Consider the following 20,062-nt stretch of genomic DNA (forward strand, 5'->3'; position numbering starts at 1 on the left):
AGTAGAATCAACAGCAGAAGATCATGATTGCAGATACTTTTATAAAACGACCCGTAACGGCTATAGTAATATCTATAGTACTGGTGCTGGTGGGGATATTGGCGATGATGAACCTGGCCATTGGCCAGTATCCGGAAATTTCACCCCCCACTGTGCAGGTAACAGGTACCTATACCGGTGCGGATGCGCAAACGGTAGAACAAACAGTGGCCACGCCAGTGGAAGTACAGGTAAATGGTACGCCGGGCATGACCTATATCAACACCAACAACACCAGCAGTGGTCAGATGAGTATGACGGTAAACTTTGAAGTAGGTACCGACATCAACATCGCCGCACTGGATGTGCAAAACCGCGTGGGTATTGCGCAGCCTACCCTGCCACAGGAAGTACAGCGTTTGGGCTTAACCGTTAGAAAGCGTAATCCCAGCATTCTCATGCTGGTAGCTTTGTACTCACCCAAAGGCACACACGATATTACCTTCCTGGATAACTACACCAACGTATATGTAAAAGATGCGTTGCTCAGGGCCAAAGGTGTGGGTGATATCTTTACCCGTGCAGATGATTTCAGTATGCGTATCTGGCTGAAGCCCGATAAGCTCGCAGAAATGGGCGTAACTGCCGAGGATATACGCGCAGCGCTGGCAGAACAGAATGCGCAGATCACCGCAGGTTCCGTGGGTGCGCCGCCGCAACAAACCGGGCAAACCTTTGAATACAACATCTTCACCAAAGGACGTTTATCCACCCCTGAGGAATTTGGAAATGTGATCATTAAAACACGTCCGTCAGACGGAACGCTGGTATACCTGAAAGATGTAGCCCGTGTGCAGTTAGGCAAATTCAACTACGCGGGTAACAACTTTGTGGATGGCAAGCGTGCAGCCTACCTGCTGGTTTACCAGGCGCCGGGAAGCAATGCGATTGAAACAGCGAAGAATGTTACGGCAGCAATGGAAGAACTGAAGAAGCAGTTTCCAAACGATGTGGAATATGTAGTGCCATTTGAATCCGTATCTGTAGTAAAAGTATCCATAGAGGAAGTATTGCACACACTCGTGGAAGCGCTGATACTGGTAGTGATCGTGGTGTTCCTGTTCTTACAGAGCTGGCGCGCTACCCTGATCCCGGTATTGGCTATCCCGGTATCCATTATCGCCACATTTATCTTCTTCATCCCGCTTGGATTTACCATCAACACCCTTACTTTGTTCGGTTTCGTACTGGCCATTGGTATCGTGGTGGATGATGCCATTGTGGTGGTGGAAGCAGTGCAGCATAATATTGACCATGAGAAAATGTCGCCGAGAGACGCTACTGCAATGGCCATGAAGGAAATATCCGGGCCGGTAATTGCGATTGCACTGATCCTCGCGGCGGTATTTGTGCCGGTAGGGTTTATACCTGGTATCGTAGGCCGCCTGTATCAGCAGTTTGCGATCACCATCGCCATCTCGGTAATGATCTCTGCTTTTGTAGCCTTGTCATTAACACCGGCGTTGTGTATCCTGCTGCTGAAACCAATGCACCTGGATAAAGATTCAAAAGGTCTGAACAAGTTCTTCTTTAAATTCAACCGCTGGTTCGGGCATACTACTTCCCGTTATTCGATGGGGGTTAAGAAAAGTATCCGCTACTTCCGCTTTGTAGTTGTCATCCTGATCTGCATTTTTGTGGGAACAATGATGTTATTCAAAGCCAAGCCCACCGGGTTCATTCCTACGGAAGATGACGGACGTATTTACATCACCTTCGATCTGCCCGAATCTTCTTCTACAGAACGTACGCTGGCTGTCATGCAGCAAATGATGAAAGACCTGGACAACACCGAAGGTATTGCCCACTATGCAGCGCTCGGCGGTTTGAACGTGGTAAACTTTGCCACTAAATCAAACAGTGCGACTATCTTTTGTCAGCTGAAGCCCTGGGATGAACGCAAGCCGGATTCCCTGCAGGTTTTCGGACTGGTAGCTGCGCTGCAGAAAAAGCTATCGAAATACAAAGAAGCAAACGTAGTGGTAATTCCGCCTCCGGCCATTCCGGGTCTGGGATCTACCGCAGGGTTCTCATTTATACTGGAGCAAAAAGGAAGCGGCGAAGTGAAAGCGTTTGAAGGGGTATTACAGAACTTCCTGGCCGCCGCCAACAAACGCCCTGAAATAGCCAAGGCATTCTCCTTCTTCACCGCACGCACGCCCGGCTACCAGCTGGACATCGACCGTGAGAAGGCGAAGAAAATGGGGGTGAAGATATCTGATATTGCTACTGCATTGCAAACATACATGGGTAGTGCTTATATCAACGACTTCACCATCTATGGCCGTAACTTCCGCGTGGTAACGCAGGCGGATTCCAGTTATCGTGGAGATATCAAAAACCTGAGCCAGTTATTTGTACGCAATGCAGCCGGTTCTATGGTGCCACTGAGTTCTCTTACTTCTTATAAGGTGATAGAAAGTGCCCCGGTAATTTCACACTATAACCTGTTCCGCTCTGCGGAAATAAATGGTAACCCGGCTCCGGGATACAGTAGTGGTGACGCCATCAATGCGCTGAAAGAAGTGGCGGCGCAAACCCTGCCGGATGGATATGGTTATGAGTTCTCCGGTTTGAGCCGCGAGGAACTCCTGTCGGGTTCCAAAACGGTGTACATCTTTGCGCTGTCTATCATCTTTGTGTTCCTGTTCCTGGCCGCATTGTACGAGAGCTGGTCCGTACCATTCTCGGTACTCCTGGCGGTGCCTATTGGCGCCTTTGGGGCCATTACGGTGCTTACCTTCCTGCCGAAGCTGAGCAACAACGTATACGCACAGATCGGTTTGATCACGCTGATAGGTTTGTCGGCCAAGAATGCGATCCTGATCGTGGAATTTGCGAAGGAGCGAGTGGATAAGGGCATGGACCTGGTAACAGCGGCGGTGGAAGCAGCGAAGCTGCGTTTACGCCCTATTATCATGACTTCCCTGGCCTTCCTGCTGGGTATCCTGCCGCTGGTATTTTCATCCGGCGCAGGTGCGGAAGCGCGTAAAACAATGGGCTGGACCGTATTGGGTGGTATGTTTACCGCCACCTTCCTGGCCATCTTTATAGTGCCGGTGCTGTACGTGGTGATCACCCGTTTGGCTTACGGCAAAGAAAAGCTCCGTAAGATGAAAGAAAATTATCAGTCTGTACCGGAGCACGATGTGCAGGGCAGATTGTAATAAAAAGAGAAGGGTTTATAATTGTACATACACGAAGAGGCGTTGCGAAAGCAGCGCCTTCTTTGTTTTATTCCGGAAGGATACGTTTGCCGTCTTTGTCGAAGTGACGGGTTAATTCCCATTCAGTATCTCCTACCAGGTACATAGTCCCTGCTACTACAGCGCCCACCGTGATATACCAGAACCAATCGGACTGGCGCTGAAAAAGAAGTGCGCATGCAATGCCGCTAACCACCAGTATCACGCCCACACGCCGCGAAATATATGCGGCATATTCATTGGCAGAGCGCCACATTTCAGGCGTTTTGGTAGACAATACGCTGCGGTAACCATACCAGGATTTGGGGCTTTTAGGCGGGAAACGGTGTATGAAATACCCCATGAGATAAAAGATGATGCCCGCAAAAATAGCTGGATTACAATAAGTGGAATGTAAGAAACGTAACCACATGGTCCGGGGTTTTGGTTACCATAAGTTACGTAAAAAAGGCGGATTTTGTCTTTCCCGCTGATTACGCTGATTTTGTTGATTACTTTGATTTTACTTTTTGGATTTTATAAAGGATTTTATAAAGGATTTGGGGAGATATAAGCGAAAATATCCGCTTACATCTCCCCAAATCCTTATAAAATCAAAAAAGTAAAATCAAAGTAATCAGTAAAATCAGCGTAATCAGCGGGAAAGACAACCTCCGCGTCAGTGCTTCGTGGTATCCGCCGCCGGTTTCTTCTTGCCGAACAGGCCGTTCAGCGTGTTTTTCACGGATTCGCCGGCTTGTTTGCCTACGTTGTCCAGTGGTTTGCCCGTGGCGGGTTTGGTAGAATCCTTCTTTCCGCTGAGTTGATCTTTGAGTTGATTTTTCAGGGAATTGACAGCGGTATTTTTGATCTGGTTAAGACTATCCTTTACCGTATTTTTTACGGTGTCGATCTTGTTCTTTACCAGTTCTGTTGCCTGTGATTTGAGGTTGTTAGCCGTTTCACGCAGGTCGGTTTTTACGCTCGGCTTGAGAATGTTTCCGGCCATTAATACCTGCAGGTGAACGCTGTCGCCCAGGTTAATGGGGATGCCTTTGCTTTGTGCCTGCGACGCCAGGTTGTTCACCAGCGTGTTGCCGGCAGTGCCCATCATGCTGCGTGGCAGTGCCAGCTGCAGTGTGTAATCGAGCGACTGGTCAAAGCCGTGCGAACCGGCGATATCCATTCGTATACCATTCACCGTTACTTTGAACGGGTTTACTTTAACACGTCCGTTTTCAAAAGAGAAATAGTTTTTAATGTCACGCAGCGAAAGATCTTTCAGCTGTGTTACATTAAGGGTATTGGCCAGCTGGTCAATTGGGGCAAACTGTTTCAGGAATCCTTGTACAAGCAGCAGGTTGCCATCTCCCGTAAGCGTACTCAGATCGGGCGACATATCCTTTCCCAGTTTACCATGCATCGTTAACTGCGAGGTAATTTTACCGGAAAGGAATTTGCCGATTGGCATTAATTTCTGTACGGTATTGAAGGTGTTGAATGTTTGTTGCACATCCAGGTTTTGCACGTCGTAGGCCAGGTTGATATCGGGATTCGTTTTGCTGGCTTTGGTGCTGTAGCTGCCGTTTATTTCCATAGTACCCTGCAGGGCATTGGCTTTCAGCTGCTGCATGGTTACTGTTTCATCTTTTACCAGCAGCTTGCCGGATACATTGGTAAGATCGGCTTTATCGTAGTGGATCTTATTCACATTGGCCTGCAATCCTAAGTTCAGGTTAGCTGGTACGGCAAATGGGGTAGCGGCAGCGGAATCCTTTTTTGCAGTGGCGGGATCGGTGGAAGTGGTGCTGGTGGTACCCATCCATTTGTCGAGGTTGATTTCATCTGCTTTGAAATTCATTTGTCCGTCCAGCGGCTCGTTTTTAAACGTATAGGCGAGCAGGTTATTCACTTCTCCGTTGGCTTCAAAGTTGGTACCCAGGTATTGACCGTTAAGGTCTTTCACCGTCACGTTTTTAGGGTTGAACTGCAAGAAGAGATTATTCACTTTTACACCATCGGGATAATCTTTGCTTTTGTAGAGCATATTGCTCAGTTGCAGTGTGCCGGCGGCATAGAAGCGATCGTACTGTTGTTTTTCGATAGCGCTCATGTTGCCTTTGGCGCTGATGTCGGCATCCAGCAGGCCGGATAAATTGGTGCCGGCTTCGAGTTTTACAAACTGGGTGATTTTAGAAAGATTCAGTTTGCCTTTGGCAGCTGCGTCTACATACATATCAGATACCGGTGTTTTAATGAGCATGCGCAGATCCAGCGGCGTGTTATCCATTTCCAGGTGGCCGGTGGGCATATCTATCACGGTATGATCCGGTACACCATCGGGATTGCTGATCTTCATGGCAATCTGGATATTTTTTACCGGTTTTGGAAGATCAGGATATTGGAAGAAACCATCTTTTACGGCCAGGTCCAGTCCAAACGCAGGCATTTGCACAGGAGAATAATTGCCTTTTACGAACCCGCCAAAAGCGGCGGTACCACTGGTTTTTATCTTATCGAAATCTGTTTTATAAACAGCAGGTATTAAAGACAACAGGTCTTTAAAATTGGTGGAAGGCGCTTTAAAGCTCATATCCATACCATAGGTAGAATCATTTACCAGCTTAAAGAACCCTTGCAGCGCCAGTTCCAGGTTGTTGAGAGAGGCTTTGCCATCTTTAAACGTATAGGTGTTGGTGTTATTATCCACCTGGATAGCGGCATCCAGGGTGGTTTTTACCTGCGACAAATAAGGAACGAGGCCATACCGGAAGGTAATGCCGCCGGCTGTGGTACTGGTTTGCAGGAGGAACTGGTCTTGTGTAAAATCGCCCTTGCCCTGGTGGTTCAGGCCTGTAACGAGTAATTCCATGTTGCCCTGGCGGTCGTCGTAATTCACCCAGGCATCTTCAATTTTATATTGCTGTAAACTGAGTGAGAAGCTGCTTTTACCGGTGTCGGCAGGACTTACGGCGGCGGTATCAGGCTTCATGATATCCCAGTTGGGTACGCCATCTTTATTAACAATAGCGTGTATGCGTGGCTGTAAGAGTGCAATGTTGTAGATGTCCATTTTATCTCCCTTGATCACACTCATCAGGTTGAGGGCTATGTCTATTTGTTTTACAGAAAGAAGGGTATCGGCAGCAAATTCACCGGTGCCGATCACCTGCAGGTCTTCCAGGCCAACGGCCAGACGGGGGAAGTGGCGGAATAAGCTGATATCCACATCTTTAAAATCTACTTTGGCGGTCAGCTGTTTATTCAGTTCTGTTTTTACTTTCGCTATTATTTTGTCTTTAAAGAAATAGGGGATGGCAATAGCGGCCAGTATCAAGACCACCATTGTGATACCCACAATTTTCAGGATCTTTTTGAGCATAGGTTATCTATATTTTGGGGGTGAAGATAAGCATAATGTGTAAACGAGGAAATGTGGGTGCAGGACCATCTCTGCACTATTTCGTATTTTAGCGGCAATAATCAGCGTATGACACCGGAAAGAAGAGAAAAATTATTATCTGTATTGGGCAAACGGCAGGCTAATTTAACCGTAGTGCTGGAGGATGTACAGGACCCTCATAATGTGTCGGCGGTGATGCGTACATGCGATGCCGTAGGAATACAGGATATTTATATCATCACATCAAAAGCGCCGCGGATAAAGAACTGGGGCCACAGAAGCAGTAGCAGTGCCAAACAGTGGCTCACCATACATGATTTTGATAATGCGGCAGATTGTTTTGCCGTATTGCGCAGCAAATATGACAAAATATTAACGACACATCTCGCCGCAGATGCGGTGAGTCTTTATGATATTGATTTCAGTGGCTCTGTAGCATTGGTTTTTGGGAATGAACAGAACGGCGTGAGTGATGCCGCCAGGGCAATGGCAGACGGAAATTTTATTATTCCCCAGATGGGTATTATCCGTTCCCTGAATATTTCGGTAGCCTGCGCAGTGAGTATTTATGAGGCCATGCGTCAGAAAACCATTGCAGGGCATTATAGCAAACAGGGATTGCCGGAAGAACAGTATCAGACTTTACTGACGGAATGGGGATTCAAGGCACACGATCTGGATGAAGAAAATTAACCGCTCCTTATGGCATTAGCCGGTACACATTTCGAAGTTTCGCCGCCGTTGTCGGATATCGTGAAGCATTTTTACGTGATGCAATCCGGTCGGGATTTCGTTACTACTACCGCGCACCTTTCGCCCAACTATGAAATGATGTGGCTGTTCAATTTTGGCGCCCCTGTCAGGTTCTCTTTTGCCGCCACCCCGCTGGATGATATGCAGATAGATAAAGTGGCTGTTTTGGGCCCTTTAAGGAAGATGTTGAACTACGAATTGCTGCCGGAAACAGACCTGTTGGCCGTGGTATTCAACCTGGATGGTTTTTACCGGCTGTTCCAGGTGCCGGTAGATGCACTGAATAGTGAACAGCTCCATCACCCCGGGGATTTCATGGAGGAGGCATCTGCACATGAATTATGGGAAGTATTGAAAAGAACGCCTTCTTCAGCAGAAAGAGTAGACATTCTAAAGGATTATATCTCCACCGCTACGCATGCGGCGGAGGAAGGGGCGCTGCCGCTTTTAAACGGCGCTGATTATTTTAATGATCCGCTTATCCAGCCGGCGAAAGCCATTGCTGCAGATGCAGACCTCTCCGAACGCACGGTGCAGATGCGGTTTAAGAAATATGTTGGTTATTCCCCCAAAGAAATGCTGCGGTTTCTGCGCTTCAAGCAGGTGATCAGCAGCATAGAACACAATACCGCGGATTCGATCGACTGGTTTGATCTGATCCACGACTTTGGGTATCATGATCAGAGTCACCTGATCAAAGATTTTCAGCATTACCTGGGAACCACGCCTGAAACGTTTATTAAACAGATTGCGCGTAAGGAGTTTTGTACCACGAAGCCGGGAAAACGGTATTAGGTAAAGTTATTGCACAAAAAAATCCCTGGCCATTTGACCAGGGATTCGCATTTATACTTACATAAACCCTTATGCACTGCAGGTAACGCAACCTTCTTCCATGGTGCAAACTGCACCCACCACCATTTCTTCTGCCGCGCTGTCGCCGCCGGTAGCAACTACTGGCTGGATTTGCTGACCGCCTTGTTTCTCTACAGTAAACTGAACGGCCTGGGTGGCTGCCTGAGTACGCAGGTAGTACATACCGGTTTTCAGACCTTTCTTCCAGGCGTAGAAGTGCATGGAGGTAAGTTTACCGGTAGTAGGGGTGTCAACGAACAGGTTCAGTGATTGTGACTGGCAGATGAAAGCTCCGCGGTCAGCCGCCATATCAATGAGGTTACGTTGTTTGATTTCCCAAACTGTTTTGTACAGTTCTTTAATATTTGCAGGTATTTCAGCAATGTTCTGGATAGAACCATTGTGTGAAATAATCTTTGTTTTCATATCATTATCCCACAGTCCCAGTTCTACCAGGTCTTTCAGCAGGTGTTTGTTTACCACCACAAACTCACCGCTCAGTACACGACGGGTGTAGATGTTGGAAGTGTATGGTTCAAAGCACTCGTTGTTGCCGAGGATCTGTGAAGTGGAAGCGGTAGGCATTGGCGCCAGCAGCAGGGAGTTGCGGATACCATCTTTCACGATAGATTTTTTCAGGCTTTCCCAGTCCCAGCGTGCGGAAGGTTTCACATCCCACATATCAAACTGGAGGATACCTTTGGAGGCAGGGGAGCCTTTAAAGGTTTCGTAGGCGCCGTCTACTTTTGCGAGATCGTTGGAAGCGGTTAACCCTGCGAAGTAAATAGTTTCAAATATTTCGCTGTTCAGTTTTTTAGCTTCGTCGCTTTCAAATGGATAACGCATCAGGATAAACGCATCAGCAAGACCTTGTACACCCAGTCCTACAGGGCGGTGGCGCATGTTGCTGCGTCTGGCCTCTTCGATAGGGTAGTAGTTGTTATCGATGATCTTGTTGAGGTTCAGGGTAGCCTGGTAGGTTACCTCGAATAATTTCTGGTGATCAAATTTACCATCAATTACAAAGCGGGGCAGCGCCAGGGAGGCCAGGTTACAAACGGCCACTTCATCTGCATCAGTATACTCGATGATTTCAGTGCAGAGGTTGGAACTCTTGATGGTACCCAGGTTTTGCTGGTTGGATTTGCGGTTGGCAGCATCTTTATACAGCAGGTAGGGGTTACCGGTTTCTATTTGCGCATCGAGGATGGCAAACCAGAGATCCTGTGCTTTTACTGTTTTACGGGCGCGTCCTTCCTGTTCGTATTTGGCGTACAGGGCTTCAAATTCATCACCCCAGCATTCGTGCAGTCCTGGTGCTTCGTGCGGGCAGAACAACGACCAGTCGCCGTTGGATTCCACGCGTTTCATAAACAGGTCTGGCATCCAGAGGGCGTAGAACAGGTCGCGGGCGCGCATTTCTTCTTTACCGTGGTTCTTGCGCAGGTCCAGGAATTCGTAGATGTCGGCGTGCCATGGTTCCAGGTAGATAGCGAAAGCGCCTTTGCGTTTGCCACCACCCTGATCCACGTAGCGTGCTGTATCGTTGAATACGCGCAGCATCGGGATAATACCATTGGAAGTACCGTTGGTACCGCTGATGTAAGATCCTGTAGCGCGGATATTATGAATGCTTAAACCGATACCACCGGCGCTCTGTGAAATTTTGGCCGTTTGTTTCAGGGTATCGTAAATGCCTTCGATGCTGTCGTCCTGCATGGTGAGCAGGAAACAGGAAGACATCTGTGGTTTTGGAGTGCCTGCGTTGAACAGGGTAGGCGTGGCATGTGTAAACCAGCGCTCACTCATCAGGTTGTATGTTTTGATGGCAGACTCGATGTCTTCTTTGTGAATGCCAACAGATACGCGCATCAGCATATGCTGGGGGCGTTCCTGCACTTTACCGTCTGTTTTCAGCAGGTAAGAACGTTCCAGTGTTTTGAACCCGAAATAGTCAAAGGCAAAGTCGCGGTCGTAGATGATGCTGGAATCCAGGATTTCTGCATTTTTCCGGATGATTTCCCAAACGTCGTCAGACAGCAGCGCTGCGTTTTTGCCGGTTTTGGGATCAATATAATCATACAGTTTCTTCATCGTTTTGGAAAACGACTTGATGGTATTCTTATGCAGGTTGCTTACTGCTATGCGGGAAGCCAGCAGTGCATAGTCAGGGTGCTTTGTAGTAAGGGAAGCGGCCGTTTCGGCAGCCAGGTTGTCGAGTTCGCTGGTGGTTACACCATCATACAAACCTTGTATCACTTTTTTCGCTACATCTATGGCATCTACATATTCTGTATTGAAACCATAGCATAGTTTTTCAATACGCGCAGTGATTTTATCGAACTTCACTGCTTCTTTCCTTCCATCTCTTTTGATTACGAACATGGGTTTGCGAATTTAAGAGGTTAGTAATTCAAAATGTTTTAAAAATCTTCTTCCAGGCTGAATGTCTGTGATTCTTTTGTACCACCCATTACGCCGGATTTCTGGTAATCTCCCACACGTTTTTCAAAGAAGTTGGTCTTACCCTGTAAGGAAATCATTTCCATGAAGTCAAAAGGATTAGACGCATTAAATATCTTGTTGTAGCCCAGTTCACCGATCCATCTGTCTGCCACAAATTCGATGTATTGCGACATCAGTTCGGCATTCATGCCGATCAGTCCAACCGGCAGGGCTTCTGTGATAAATTCTTTTTCATAGCTCACTGCATCGCGGATGATGCCGTGTACCTGTTCTTCACTCAGTTTGTTTTCCAGCATGCTGTAAAGCAGGCACGCGAATTCGCAGTGCAGGCCCTCATCGCGGCTGATCAGTTCGTTGGAGAAGGTTAAGCCCGGCATCAGCCCTCTTTTCTTCAACCAGAAAATGGAGCAGAAACTACCGCTGAAGAAGATACCTTCTACAGCAGCAAATGCCACCAGGCGTTCGGCGAAGTTGCCATTTTCAATCCAGCGCAATGCCCATTCCGCTTTTTTCTTTACCGCAGGTACGGTGTCGATAGCGTGGAACAAACGGTCTTTTTCTGTGCCGTCTTTTACGTAGGTGTCTATCAGCAATGCATATGTTTCAGAGTGGATGTTTTCCATCATGATCTGGAAGCCGTAAAAACACCGGGCTTCCGGGATCTGTACTTCACTCATAAAGTTTACTGCCAGGTTCTCATTTACGATCCCGTCACTGGCGGCGAAAAATGCCAGTACGTGAGAGATAAAATGACGTTCGCCATCATTCAGGCCTGCCCAATCCTTAAGATCACTGCTTAAATCTATTTCTTCTGCTGTCCAGAAACTGGCCTCATGCTTTTTGTATTGCTCCCAGATTTTTGGGTATTTGATCGGCAATAGCACAAAACGGTCCTTGTTCTCTTTTAAAAGAATTTCATTCTCGTTACTCATCTTTAATTATTTTATGGGTACTGTCGAAGGTTTTTGGTTTTTCTTTTGGGGTCAGCATACCGAAATCTTCACTTCTCTTTCCCACAATCCGATTTCAACATCTCTGCTTCCTAAAATCCATACGCTCAGGATTACAAATGTAAGCATCCGGGTAAGGCATGCCCGATATAGTTTTCAACAGGTGTGGAAAAGATATACAACTTTAATGAAAGTATAGTGGCAATGCGTGTTTCACGCGTTTTGCACTTTGTGCATATGTAATATGATTAGCATGTGAAAAGAGCCATGCAAAAATCTGGCTTATATAATTGTTTTTTTAACTGTTACGGCTAAATGAATGATGATCAGTATAAAAATGTACCCGGAAAATTTTTGTTAAAAAGAGGACCTTCCGTAGATATATATGCGATAATTTTTCATATTTACACTTTTAAGTCTTTTCATATGCCCGAACCGGTTATAGCCCTTCATGCGGTTAAGAAGAACTACCAGGATGTACCTGTCCTGGATATTGCCCGGCTGGAGCTGCCCGCCGGCATTTACTGGCTGCAAGGGGAGAATGGCGCCGGCAAAACCACCTGCATGAAGGTCATGGCAGGCTTAATCCCCTTCAAAGGGGAAATACTGCTGCAGGGAAAGGTGAGCAGCCGGGAACACCCGGTACAGTTCCGCCGCCTGATCAACTACGCGGAAGCGGAACCGCTTTACCCTTCTTTTCTCACCGGCCGCGATTTACTGGAGCTTTACCTCAACACCAAAGGAGGGAACACCGGAGACATCCGGGCCATCAGTGAAAAACTGGGTGTGCATATCTTTGTGAATAACCCGGTAAGCAGCTATTCGAGCGGCATGCTGAAGAAATTATCCCTGCTGCTGGCCTTTACCGGTAACCCGGCCCTCATCCTGCTGGATGAACCCCTTATCACCATCGATACCCGCGCATTGGCCGTTTTGTACGACCTGATCCGGGAGTACAGCGCCAAAGGCGTTTCTTTTTGTATCACTTCCCACCAGCCGCTGGATGAGGAAGAATTAACGGTAACGGGCACACTGAAAGTAGCTCATAAAAACATTACGCTCAGCTGATATGCGTACCACCACGGCAATACTTAGCAAAATATTCACACAACGGTTCTATATTCAGAATACGGGCTTTTTCCTGGTACTGTTTTATTTGCTGTTCGGCGTGGTAAACGGCGCCAACCTGCTCGCCTATCACAAAGGATTGATGCTGGGCTTCCTGGGCAATTATACGTTCCTGTTCCTGGTACTCCTGCTATGGACGTCCTACGCGCTCAAATGCGTGGGCTTCATGCTGAAAACATTTCAGCTGCAGGGATATGATTTCCTTTATCCCACCATGGGCAGCATCGATAAACCAACCCGCCGTGTTATCTGGCTGCGGCTCCATACGGCCATTTATATGCCGGTACTCGTATATGTGGCCATTGCACTCGTTATTGCGATCCAACAGGGATATTATGTACAGGCGGTGATCATCACGGTTGTTAATATTGCCAATTGCATATGGCCGTTAACGTTATATGAAAGAAAACTGGAACAACCCGATGTCATATTTTTTACAGGCCACCTGCAACGCTGGATCAACCGGCACTTCACAAAGCCGCCGGTATTATTTTTCCTGTATGAACTGTTTACTAATTTTCCACGCCGGATTGTGAGCACCAAACTGTTTTCCGCAGGAGTGCTGTGGCTCACATTTCTCATTATGACGAGAGGTGATTATTTCGATCTCCGCGGACTACAGCTGGGTGTTATGATCAGCGTGCTTACACACATGCAGCTGATGGTGCATCATCGCGCGTTTGATGATACGTACCTCAATTTCATGGAGAATCTTCCTGTTAATTTATTCAGCCACTATATGCGGCTGGTGGGGGTATATGTGATTACTTTTTTACCGGAGATGATCATCATTACCGTTAATGCATATACGAAAACAACGCCATGGGGACTGATAACGGTATTCTGCACGGCATTATCATTAATGATCCTGTTCCGTACCCTATTGTTTTTCCCTAAAATGAATCCGGAGGTGCATGTACGTTATACCATGCTCACTTCTTTCATTGTGCTGTTCATGGTGCTCGGACATTATGAATGGCCGGCTGTACTGTTGTTACAGACAGCATCGGCCATTATCTTTTTTACAAAATACCGCAGCTATGAACCTTATATAGAAGCAGGATCATGACCCATTTTGTCGCTCAGCCGTGCCAGTGAAAGCAACAACTGAGGGATTTGCTTAATCACCAGTTCATCTGTCAGGTTACCATCGGTATCAAACTTATGCTGGGCATTGCCAATCATGATCTCCGGTTTGTTGATCACAAACGCATTCAGGAATACCATCACCTGCCGTAAATGATACTGCATCCTGGCAGTACCGATCTGGCCCTGCGAGGCGCCCATAATAGCCACTGCCTTTTCGCTGAAGGGTTTATCGGGGTGCCTGGAAACCACGTCTATCGCGTTTTTCAGGGCGCCGGGTATAGAGTAGTTGTATTCCGGTGAAACGATGATCACGCCATCCGATTCCTTAATTTTATGCACCAGCGGCACTACTTCTTCCGGCAATTGCTCGGTATGCAGGTCGGCATTGTACATCGGGATCTTGTCGAAAAATACCTGCTCCACCGTGATGTTTGAAGGACACAGTTTTTGCAGCGCTTTCAGCGCCATCGTGTTGTAAGAGCCTTTCCGTAAACTGCCGGAAATGGCAATGAAATGATACTGTTTGTCAGCAGACATATGCTCGTCGGTTTTATTTAAATGCGTTTTTCCTTATTCACAAATTTCCGGTGAATAACTTCCTGCACCGGTATGCTCTCAATCTTACTTTCCAGCCAGGAAATAATGTCCAGGTAAAGGAAGGAACGGCGTTCGTACGGATCTTCGGAGATCTGTTCCAGCCGGTCTTTCAGGTCTACGAACGCATTACGTAATGCTTTGGGATTGGCATAAATATAACGGCGGAGGAATTTCATGATTTCTTCCATCACCAAACCAAGATCCTTATGTTTTGAAATGAAATGGTAAACAGATTTGATCAGGTATTCCACCAGGCTGTAATTCTCCAGTTCGTAATGTGCAATGAGGTGCAGGATACGGGCAAAACACTGGATATCTGCCCGCAGGTTACCAATTTTTAAATTGATAATTTTATTAAGATAAACAATGGCTTTGTTGTTGTCACCGCTACCAAAATATAAACAGGCAATCTTATAGTAAAATACCAGCACCCGGTGCTGGTCTATTTTCAGGGTATGCCTGGTGATCTCTGTTTCGAGTTCCGGCACCATTTCCAAACCCTGGCTGAACGTGCCTTCCAGGAAATAACGGTTTATTTTGGCGGTATACAGGTATACAAAAGCAGAGGTGCGGGTGTTTTCGTGGAAATTATCCTGGTTGTCCCGGATAAATTCTTCCAGGTCCTGCAGGGCTGTTTTGAACTTTTCAAAATTCGAAGTATAAAAATGCGCGGTCAGTAAATTATGCTGCGCTTTAATATACAGATCCATATCCGTTTGCTGCAGGGACGGGTATTTGCGAAACAGGTCCACCCATTTCTGCGTATATCGGTAATACATCACGAAGTCCTGCAGAATATAGTAGTACCAGCTCGATGCCTGGTACATGTACACTTTTTCGTAAAAGCTCATATGCACATGCTGCAAGGGCGGCAGCTGGCTTTCAAAAAAAGACTTTACCATTTCGGCATCCCGCTCATTGCGCGCGTGGCCCAGCTTGAGGTAAAGGCCATACATCCGCAGGGAAAGGGTAGACAGGCGGCTGATATTGGTGAGCTGCTGTTCTATCTGCCTGGACTCGGCACTCAGCACTTCCGCCCGGTTTTCCAGGCTTCGCGTAATATGCCGCGATTCAATCAGCTTTTCAAACTCCACAATTTCATAGGTCAGCATCACCTCTTCCTGTTCCTGCGCCATCGTTTTGGCTTTGGCCAGTATCTTCAGGCTCTGGTTGTACAGCCCTTTGTTATACAGCACCCGCGCATGATCCAGCTGCTCGCGCAGGTCGATCAACGGGTCCTTTTGTTTATATAGCTGCCGCAAACTGGATAACAGGTGCTTGTAAAGATGTGCTTTTACATTCGATAGCTGCTGCTTTTTAATATCCGTTATTTTCTTCAGTATCTGCTCTTCATCGTACTCTTTCATTTTGTCCAGCGTGGTGAACAATTGGATAAAAAGTACATCTTCCTTGGTGTTGTTTTTGTTAAACGCCAACTGAAAATTGCGTTTTTCGGCTTTTGTTAAGGTTTTTATTAATATGAATAAAGCATCACTTTGACTGTTGGGCATCGTTATTAAAATCTTGTAATTTATTGATAAACAGTATATTAACGTGTATCAGTGGTGTTTAAAGGTTGTAATTAAAGCAAATTTAGCGATATGGCAATTAATTAAGGACCATTAGATTTGAAGGTATAAACAATTATAAAAGGAAGCAAAAGGATGGGAAAAACGTTATTTGATAAAATCTGGGATGGCCATATAGTGGTTAGCAAGCCGGGGCATCCCGATGCGGTGTACATCAACACGCACTTTATTCACGAGGTGACGAGCCCCCAGGCATTTGACGGGCTGCGTAAGCGTGGCATCCCGGTATTCCGCCCGGCTAAAACCAGGGCTACCGCCGATCACAACGTACCTACCTTACACCAGGACCAGCCTATCAAAGAAGCATTGAGCCGCCGCCAGGTGGAAATGTTGACAAAAAATACTACTGAATTCGGTGTAGAGCTTTACGGACTGGGCCACCGGTTCCAGGGCATTGTGCACGTGATAGGACCGGAGCTGGGCATCACCCTGCCTGGCATGACCATCGTTTGCGGCGACAGCCACACCAGCACCCACGGAGCTTTTGGCGCTGTTGCCTTTGGTATCGGCACTTCCGAAGTGGAACAGGTACTGGCCACCCAATGCATTCTGCAATACAAGCCCAAGCGGATGAAGATCGAAGTGAACGGACAACTGGGCAAGGGCGTACTTTCTAAAGACATCATTCTTTATATCATCTCTAAAATATCCGCTTCCGGCGCTACCGGTTACTTCGTGGAATATGCAGGGGAAGCCATCCGCAGTCTCAGTATGGAGGCCCGTATGACCATCTGCAACATGAGCATTGAAATGGGCGCCCGCGGAGGACTCATCGCCCCGGACGATATCACTTTCGATTATATCAAAGGCCGCGAGTTCGCGCCTGAGGGAGCCGACTGGGATAAATCACTGGAATACTGGAAAACGCTGTATTCCGACAGCGACGCCGTATTTGACCAGGTGCTTACCTTTGACGCCGCCGATATAGAACCACAGATTACTTATGGTACCAACCCCGGTATGGGCATGGGCGTTACCCGCCACATCCCTTCACTGGAGCAGCTCGACGAGAAAGAAAGGCCTTCTTTCAAAAAATCGCTTGAGTATATGGACCTCCAACCCGGCGCTGAACTGCTGGGCAAAAAAGTGGATTATGTATTCATTGGCAGTTGCACCAACTCCCGCATTGAAGATTTACGCCTCGTAGCAGATTTTGTGAAAGGCAAACATAAAGCAGACGATGTAGTGGTATGGATCGTTCCCGGCTCCAAACAGGTGGAGGCCCAGGCCATGGAAGAAGGCATCGACAAAATATTTGCCGAAGCCGGTTTCCAGCTGCGTGAACCAGGTTGCTCCGCCTGCCTGGCCATGAATGAAGATAAAGTGCCTGCCGGCATGTACTGCATTTCTACTTCCAACCGTAACTTTGAAGGTCGTCAGGGTCCCAATGCCCGCACCTTCCTGGCCAGTCCGCTCACCGCGGCGGCAGCAGCCATTACGGGCAGGGTAACAGATGTAAGGGAATTGTTGGGCCAATAGTTAACAAAAAGAACAAGTAAAGCCGAAAGCTATGGATCAATGGAACGCTGACTTATACAAAGAAAAACACGCCTTCGTGTTTGAATATGGCAACAGCCTGATCGACTGGCTGCAGCCGCAATCGGGGGAAAATATCCTGGACCTGGGTTGCGGCACCGGTGAACTCACCGCGCAGCTGGCGCAAAAAGGCGCCACCGTAACAGGAATAGATGCTTCCGCCGCTATGATCAGCAGCGCCCGTGAACATTTTCCCGGCATTTCCTTTGAAGTGGGCGACGCTACTACTTTTTCCCTGCCACAACAGTTTGATGGCATCTTTTCCAATGCTACCCTCCACTGGGTGCGGGAGAAGGAAAAAGCCATCAGCCGGATGTACGCCCAACTTAAAAAAGGCGGCCGGCTGGTGATAGAAATGGGTGGCAAAGGCAATGTGCAGCAGATCCTTACTTACCTGGAAAAGGCCATGCAGCAACGGGGTTATACCTACGAACCGTTCTGGTATTTTCCATCTCCGGCAGAATATACTACCCTGCTGGAAAAGGAAGGTTTTAAAATAGACAGGGTGCATTTTTTTGACCGCCCTTCAAAACTGGTGGATCCGGAAACAGGCATCAGCGACTGGCTGGAGATGTTTGGCGCTCACTTTTTTGCCGGTGTGCCGGAACAGGACAAAGGCGCCATCCTGCAGCAGGTGCAATACGAACTGGCGCCACAGCTGATGCGGAACGGCGAATTGTATGCGGATTATGTGCGCCTGAGAGTAGCCGCCACAAAAATTTAAACTGTAAAATCATCATGAGTAAAATATTTCAACACCTCGTTTCATCTGCGGTACCTGTACCCATCGAGAATATAGATACAGACCAGATCATCCCCGCACGCTTCCTGAAAGCTACCACCCGGGAAGGTTTCGGCGAAAACCTGTTCCGCGACTGGCGCTATGAAGCCGATAATACGCCAAAGGCGGATTTTGTGATGAACAATCCCATCTACAGTGGCCAGATCCTCGTAGGCGGTAAAAACTTCGGTTGTGGTTCCTCCCGTGAACACGCTGCCTGGGCGATTGCGGATGCCGGTTTTAAAGTAGTGGTGAGCAGCTTCTTTGCAGACATCTTTAAAAATAACGCCCTCAACACCTTCATTTTACCCATCCAGGTATCAGAAGATTTCCTGGACCGGATCTTTAAAGCCATAGAAGCCGATCCTAAAGCCGAACTGGAAGTAGACCTGGAAAACCAGTTCATAAAAATTGTGAGCACCGGCGAAAAAGAAAACTTCGATATCAACCAGTATAAAAAAACATGCCTGCTCAACGGCTATGATGATATCGATTACCTGCTGAGCCTCCGTAAAGAAATTGAACAATACGAAACCACAAGAACATATAATTTCTAATCATCAAAAAGCTAAATACTAAAAGCTAAACACATATATGGGCGTTGAGAAGAAAATACTAGTTATACCCGGGGATGGGATCGGACAGGAAGTGACCGCATGGGGACAAAAAGTGCTGACAACAATAGCCAAAAATTATCACCACACTTTTACCTTCGAAGAAGGGATCATGGGGCACGTAGCCATTGAAGCTACCGGTGATCCGCTGCCTGAAGAAACGCTGCAGAAAGCACGGAACGCCGATGCTATCCTGTTCGGCGCTATCGGTCATGCTAAATATGACAACGATCCTACCCTGAAAGTAAGACCAGAACAAGGTTTACTGAAGATCAGGAAAGAACTGGGATTGTATGCCAACCTCCGCCCGATAAAGTTGTTTGATGAACTGCTGGAAGCATCCAGCATTAAACCGGAAATTTTACGCGGTTCAGATATCCTCTTTTTCCGTGAGCTGACCGGCGACGTGTATTTCGGTGAAAAGATCCGGACTGCCGACCGCAACACCGCTTCCGACCTCATGATCTACCACCGTTATGAAGTAGAACGCATTGCCCGCAAAGCTTACGAAGCAGCGCGCACCCGCCGCAAAAAGCTGTGCTCTGTGGATAAGGCAAACGTGCTGGAAGCAAGCCGTCTCTGGAGAGAAGTGGTACAGGAAGTAGCAAAAGAATATCCTGATGTGGAAACAGAACATATGTTCATCGACAACGCGGCCATGCAGCTGATCAAAGATCCTAAACGCTTTGATGTAGTGGTTACGGGTAACCTGTTTGGTGATATCCTTACGGATGAAGCCTCACAGATCGCTGGCTCCATGGGTATGCTGGCATCTGCCTCCATCGGTGACAGCACCGGTTTCTTTGAACCGATCCACGGATCTGCACATGATATTGCCGGTAAAGGCATTGCCAATCCGCTGGCTTCTATCTTATCAGCTGCCCTCATGCTGGATATTTCCTTCGGCCTGAAAACAGAATCACAACGGGTGATCAAAGCCGTGGAAGCCACTCTCAGACAAGGTTACAGAACAATGGACATCGCCAACAAACACACCGTGAACGATTTCATTATGGGCACCGATGCGATGGGCGCCAAAGTATTAGAGAATCTGAATTAATCATTCAATAAAATTAT

At 47.4% G+C, this 20,062-nt stretch carries 15 protein-coding genes; 9 read left to right on the plus strand and 6 right to left on the minus strand.

What is annotated here, in order from left to right; genetic code table 11:
• Positions 1–23 precede the first annotated feature (23 nt).
• Complete coding sequence (locus tag QFZ51_RS09865; protein ID WP_429045448.1) at positions 24–3,206, plus strand: efflux RND transporter permease subunit; 3,183 nt, start codon at positions 24–26, stop codon at positions 3,204–3,206.
• A gap of 67 nt (positions 3,207–3,273) precedes the next feature.
• Here QFZ51_RS09865 and QFZ51_RS09870 read toward each other — a convergent pair whose 3' ends face one another.
• Together QFZ51_RS09870 and QFZ51_RS09875 are read right to left on the minus strand one after the other, a co-directional pair.
• Positions 3,274–3,657, minus strand: coding sequence for an SdpI family protein (locus QFZ51_RS09870; RefSeq protein WP_429045450.1), 384 nt, complete (start codon positions 3,655–3,657; stop codon positions 3,274–3,276).
• A 246-nt stretch (positions 3,658–3,903) separates the two neighbouring features.
• Positions 3,904–6,606: an AsmA family protein gene (locus QFZ51_RS09875; protein ID WP_429045452.1), complete on the minus strand. Its 2,703-nt coding sequence runs from the start codon at positions 6,604–6,606 to the stop codon at positions 3,904–3,906.
• A 51-nt stretch (positions 6,607–6,657) separates the two neighbouring features.
• Here QFZ51_RS09875 and QFZ51_RS09880 point away from each other — a divergent pair, with 51 nt between their 5' ends.
• Together QFZ51_RS09880 and QFZ51_RS09885 are read left to right on the plus strand one after the other, a co-directional pair.
• A complete protein-coding gene (locus QFZ51_RS09880; protein WP_429045453.1) occupies positions 6,658–7,320 on the plus strand; it encodes a TrmH family RNA methyltransferase in 663 nt (220 codons plus the stop codon).
• Between the two features lie 9 nt (positions 7,321–7,329).
• A complete protein-coding gene (locus tag QFZ51_RS09885) occupies positions 7,330–8,175 on the plus strand; it encodes a helix-turn-helix domain-containing protein (RefSeq protein ID WP_429045455.1) in 846 nt (281 codons plus the stop codon).
• Positions 8,176–8,244: 69 nt separating this feature from the next.
• Here QFZ51_RS09885 and QFZ51_RS09890 read toward each other — a convergent pair whose 3' ends face one another.
• Entirely contained in the window at positions 8,245–10,620 is a 2,376-nt protein-coding gene (locus QFZ51_RS09890; RefSeq protein WP_429045457.1) for a ribonucleoside-diphosphate reductase subunit alpha, read from the minus strand.
• A 38-nt stretch (positions 10,621–10,658) separates the two neighbouring features.
• A complete protein-coding gene (locus tag QFZ51_RS09895) occupies positions 10,659–11,633 on the minus strand; it encodes a ribonucleoside-diphosphate reductase small subunit (protein WP_429045459.1) in 975 nt (324 codons plus the stop codon).
• 444 nt (positions 11,634–12,077) lie between these two features.
• Here QFZ51_RS09895 and QFZ51_RS09900 point away from each other — a divergent pair, with 444 nt between their 5' ends.
• Positions 12,078–12,719: an ABC transporter ATP-binding protein gene (locus tag QFZ51_RS09900; protein ID WP_429045461.1), complete on the plus strand. Its 642-nt coding sequence runs from the start codon at positions 12,078–12,080 to the stop codon at positions 12,717–12,719.
• 1 nt (position 12,720) lies between these two features.
• Positions 12,721–13,848, plus strand: a complete 1,128-nt coding sequence (locus QFZ51_RS09905; protein WP_429045463.1) for a hypothetical protein — start codon at positions 12,721–12,723, stop codon at positions 13,846–13,848.
• On the opposite strand, the gene QFZ51_RS09910 is transcribed toward QFZ51_RS09905, so the two are convergent.
• Both QFZ51_RS09910 and QFZ51_RS09915 read right to left on the minus strand, forming a co-directional pair.
• Positions 13,827–14,405 (minus strand): NADPH-dependent FMN reductase, encoded by a 579-nt coding sequence (locus QFZ51_RS09910; protein ID WP_429045465.1) that lies wholly within the window; start codon positions 14,403–14,405, stop codon positions 13,827–13,829. The two genes, QFZ51_RS09905 and QFZ51_RS09910, sit on opposite strands and share 22 nt — an antisense overlap.
• Before the next feature lie 17 nt (positions 14,406–14,422).
• Positions 14,423–15,901: a hypothetical protein gene (locus QFZ51_RS09915; protein WP_429045466.1), complete on the minus strand. Its 1,479-nt coding sequence runs from the start codon at positions 15,899–15,901 to the stop codon at positions 14,423–14,425.
• A gap of 228 nt (positions 15,902–16,129) precedes the next feature.
• Here QFZ51_RS09915 and leuC point away from each other — a divergent pair, with 228 nt between their 5' ends.
• From leuC to leuB, 4 genes are read left to right on the plus strand one after another with little or no spacing between them, the layout of a single operon-like run.
• The gene (leuC, locus tag QFZ51_RS09920) at positions 16,130–17,533 is read left to right on the plus strand and encodes a 3-isopropylmalate dehydratase large subunit (RefSeq protein WP_429045468.1); all 1,404 of its coding nucleotides are present in this window, start codon (positions 16,130–16,132) and stop codon (positions 17,531–17,533) included.
• A gap of 31 nt (positions 17,534–17,564) precedes the next feature.
• Positions 17,565–18,314, plus strand: a complete 750-nt coding sequence (locus QFZ51_RS09925) for a class I SAM-dependent methyltransferase (protein WP_429045470.1) — start codon at positions 17,565–17,567, stop codon at positions 18,312–18,314.
• A 14-nt stretch (positions 18,315–18,328) separates the two neighbouring features.
• Positions 18,329–18,928, plus strand: coding sequence for a 3-isopropylmalate dehydratase small subunit (gene leuD, locus QFZ51_RS09930; RefSeq protein WP_370909753.1), 600 nt, complete (start codon positions 18,329–18,331; stop codon positions 18,926–18,928).
• Between the two features lie 37 nt (positions 18,929–18,965).
• Complete coding sequence (leuB, locus tag QFZ51_RS09935; protein WP_429045471.1) at positions 18,966–20,045, plus strand: 3-isopropylmalate dehydrogenase; 1,080 nt, start codon at positions 18,966–18,968, stop codon at positions 20,043–20,045.
• Positions 20,046–20,062: the final 17 nt, after the last annotated feature.

The sequence above is a fragment of the Chitinophaga sp. W3I9 genome (genome assembly GCF_050434025.1).
Classification (GTDB): domain Bacteria; phylum Bacteroidota; class Bacteroidia; order Chitinophagales; family Chitinophagaceae; genus Chitinophaga.

Coding starts and splice junctions, on each gene's coding strand:
- QFZ51_RS09865 (WP_429045448.1), top strand. CDS start 24: ATGATTGCAGATACTTTTATAAAACGACCCGTAACGGCTATAGTAATA.
- QFZ51_RS09870 (WP_429045450.1), bottom strand. CDS start 3,657: ATGTGGTTACGTTTCTTACATTCCACTTATTGTAATCCAGCTATTTTT.
- QFZ51_RS09875 (WP_429045452.1), bottom strand. CDS start 6,606: ATGCTCAAAAAGATCCTGAAAATTGTGGGTATCACAATGGTGGTCTTG.
- QFZ51_RS09880 (WP_429045453.1), top strand. CDS start 6,658: ATGTGGGTGCAGGACCATCTCTGCACTATTTCGTATTTTAGCGGCAAT.
- QFZ51_RS09885 (WP_429045455.1), top strand. CDS start 7,330: ATGGCATTAGCCGGTACACATTTCGAAGTTTCGCCGCCGTTGTCGGAT.
- QFZ51_RS09890 (WP_429045457.1), bottom strand. CDS start 10,620: ATGTTCGTAATCAAAAGAGATGGAAGGAAAGAAGCAGTGAAGTTCGAT.
- QFZ51_RS09895 (WP_429045459.1), bottom strand. CDS start 11,633: ATGAGTAACGAGAATGAAATTCTTTTAAAAGAGAACAAGGACCGTTTT.
- QFZ51_RS09900 (WP_429045461.1), top strand. CDS start 12,078: ATGCCCGAACCGGTTATAGCCCTTCATGCGGTTAAGAAGAACTACCAG.
- QFZ51_RS09905 (WP_429045463.1), top strand. CDS start 12,721: ATGCGTACCACCACGGCAATACTTAGCAAAATATTCACACAACGGTTC.
- QFZ51_RS09910 (WP_429045465.1), bottom strand. CDS start 14,405: ATGTCTGCTGACAAACAGTATCATTTCATTGCCATTTCCGGCAGTTTA.
- leuC (WP_429045468.1), top strand. CDS start 16,130: ATGGGAAAAACGTTATTTGATAAAATCTGGGATGGCCATATAGTGGTT.
- QFZ51_RS09925 (WP_429045470.1), top strand. CDS start 17,565: ATGGATCAATGGAACGCTGACTTATACAAAGAAAAACACGCCTTCGTG.
- leuD (WP_370909753.1), top strand. CDS start 18,329: ATGAGTAAAATATTTCAACACCTCGTTTCATCTGCGGTACCTGTACCC.
- leuB (WP_429045471.1), top strand. CDS start 18,966: ATGGGCGTTGAGAAGAAAATACTAGTTATACCCGGGGATGGGATCGGA.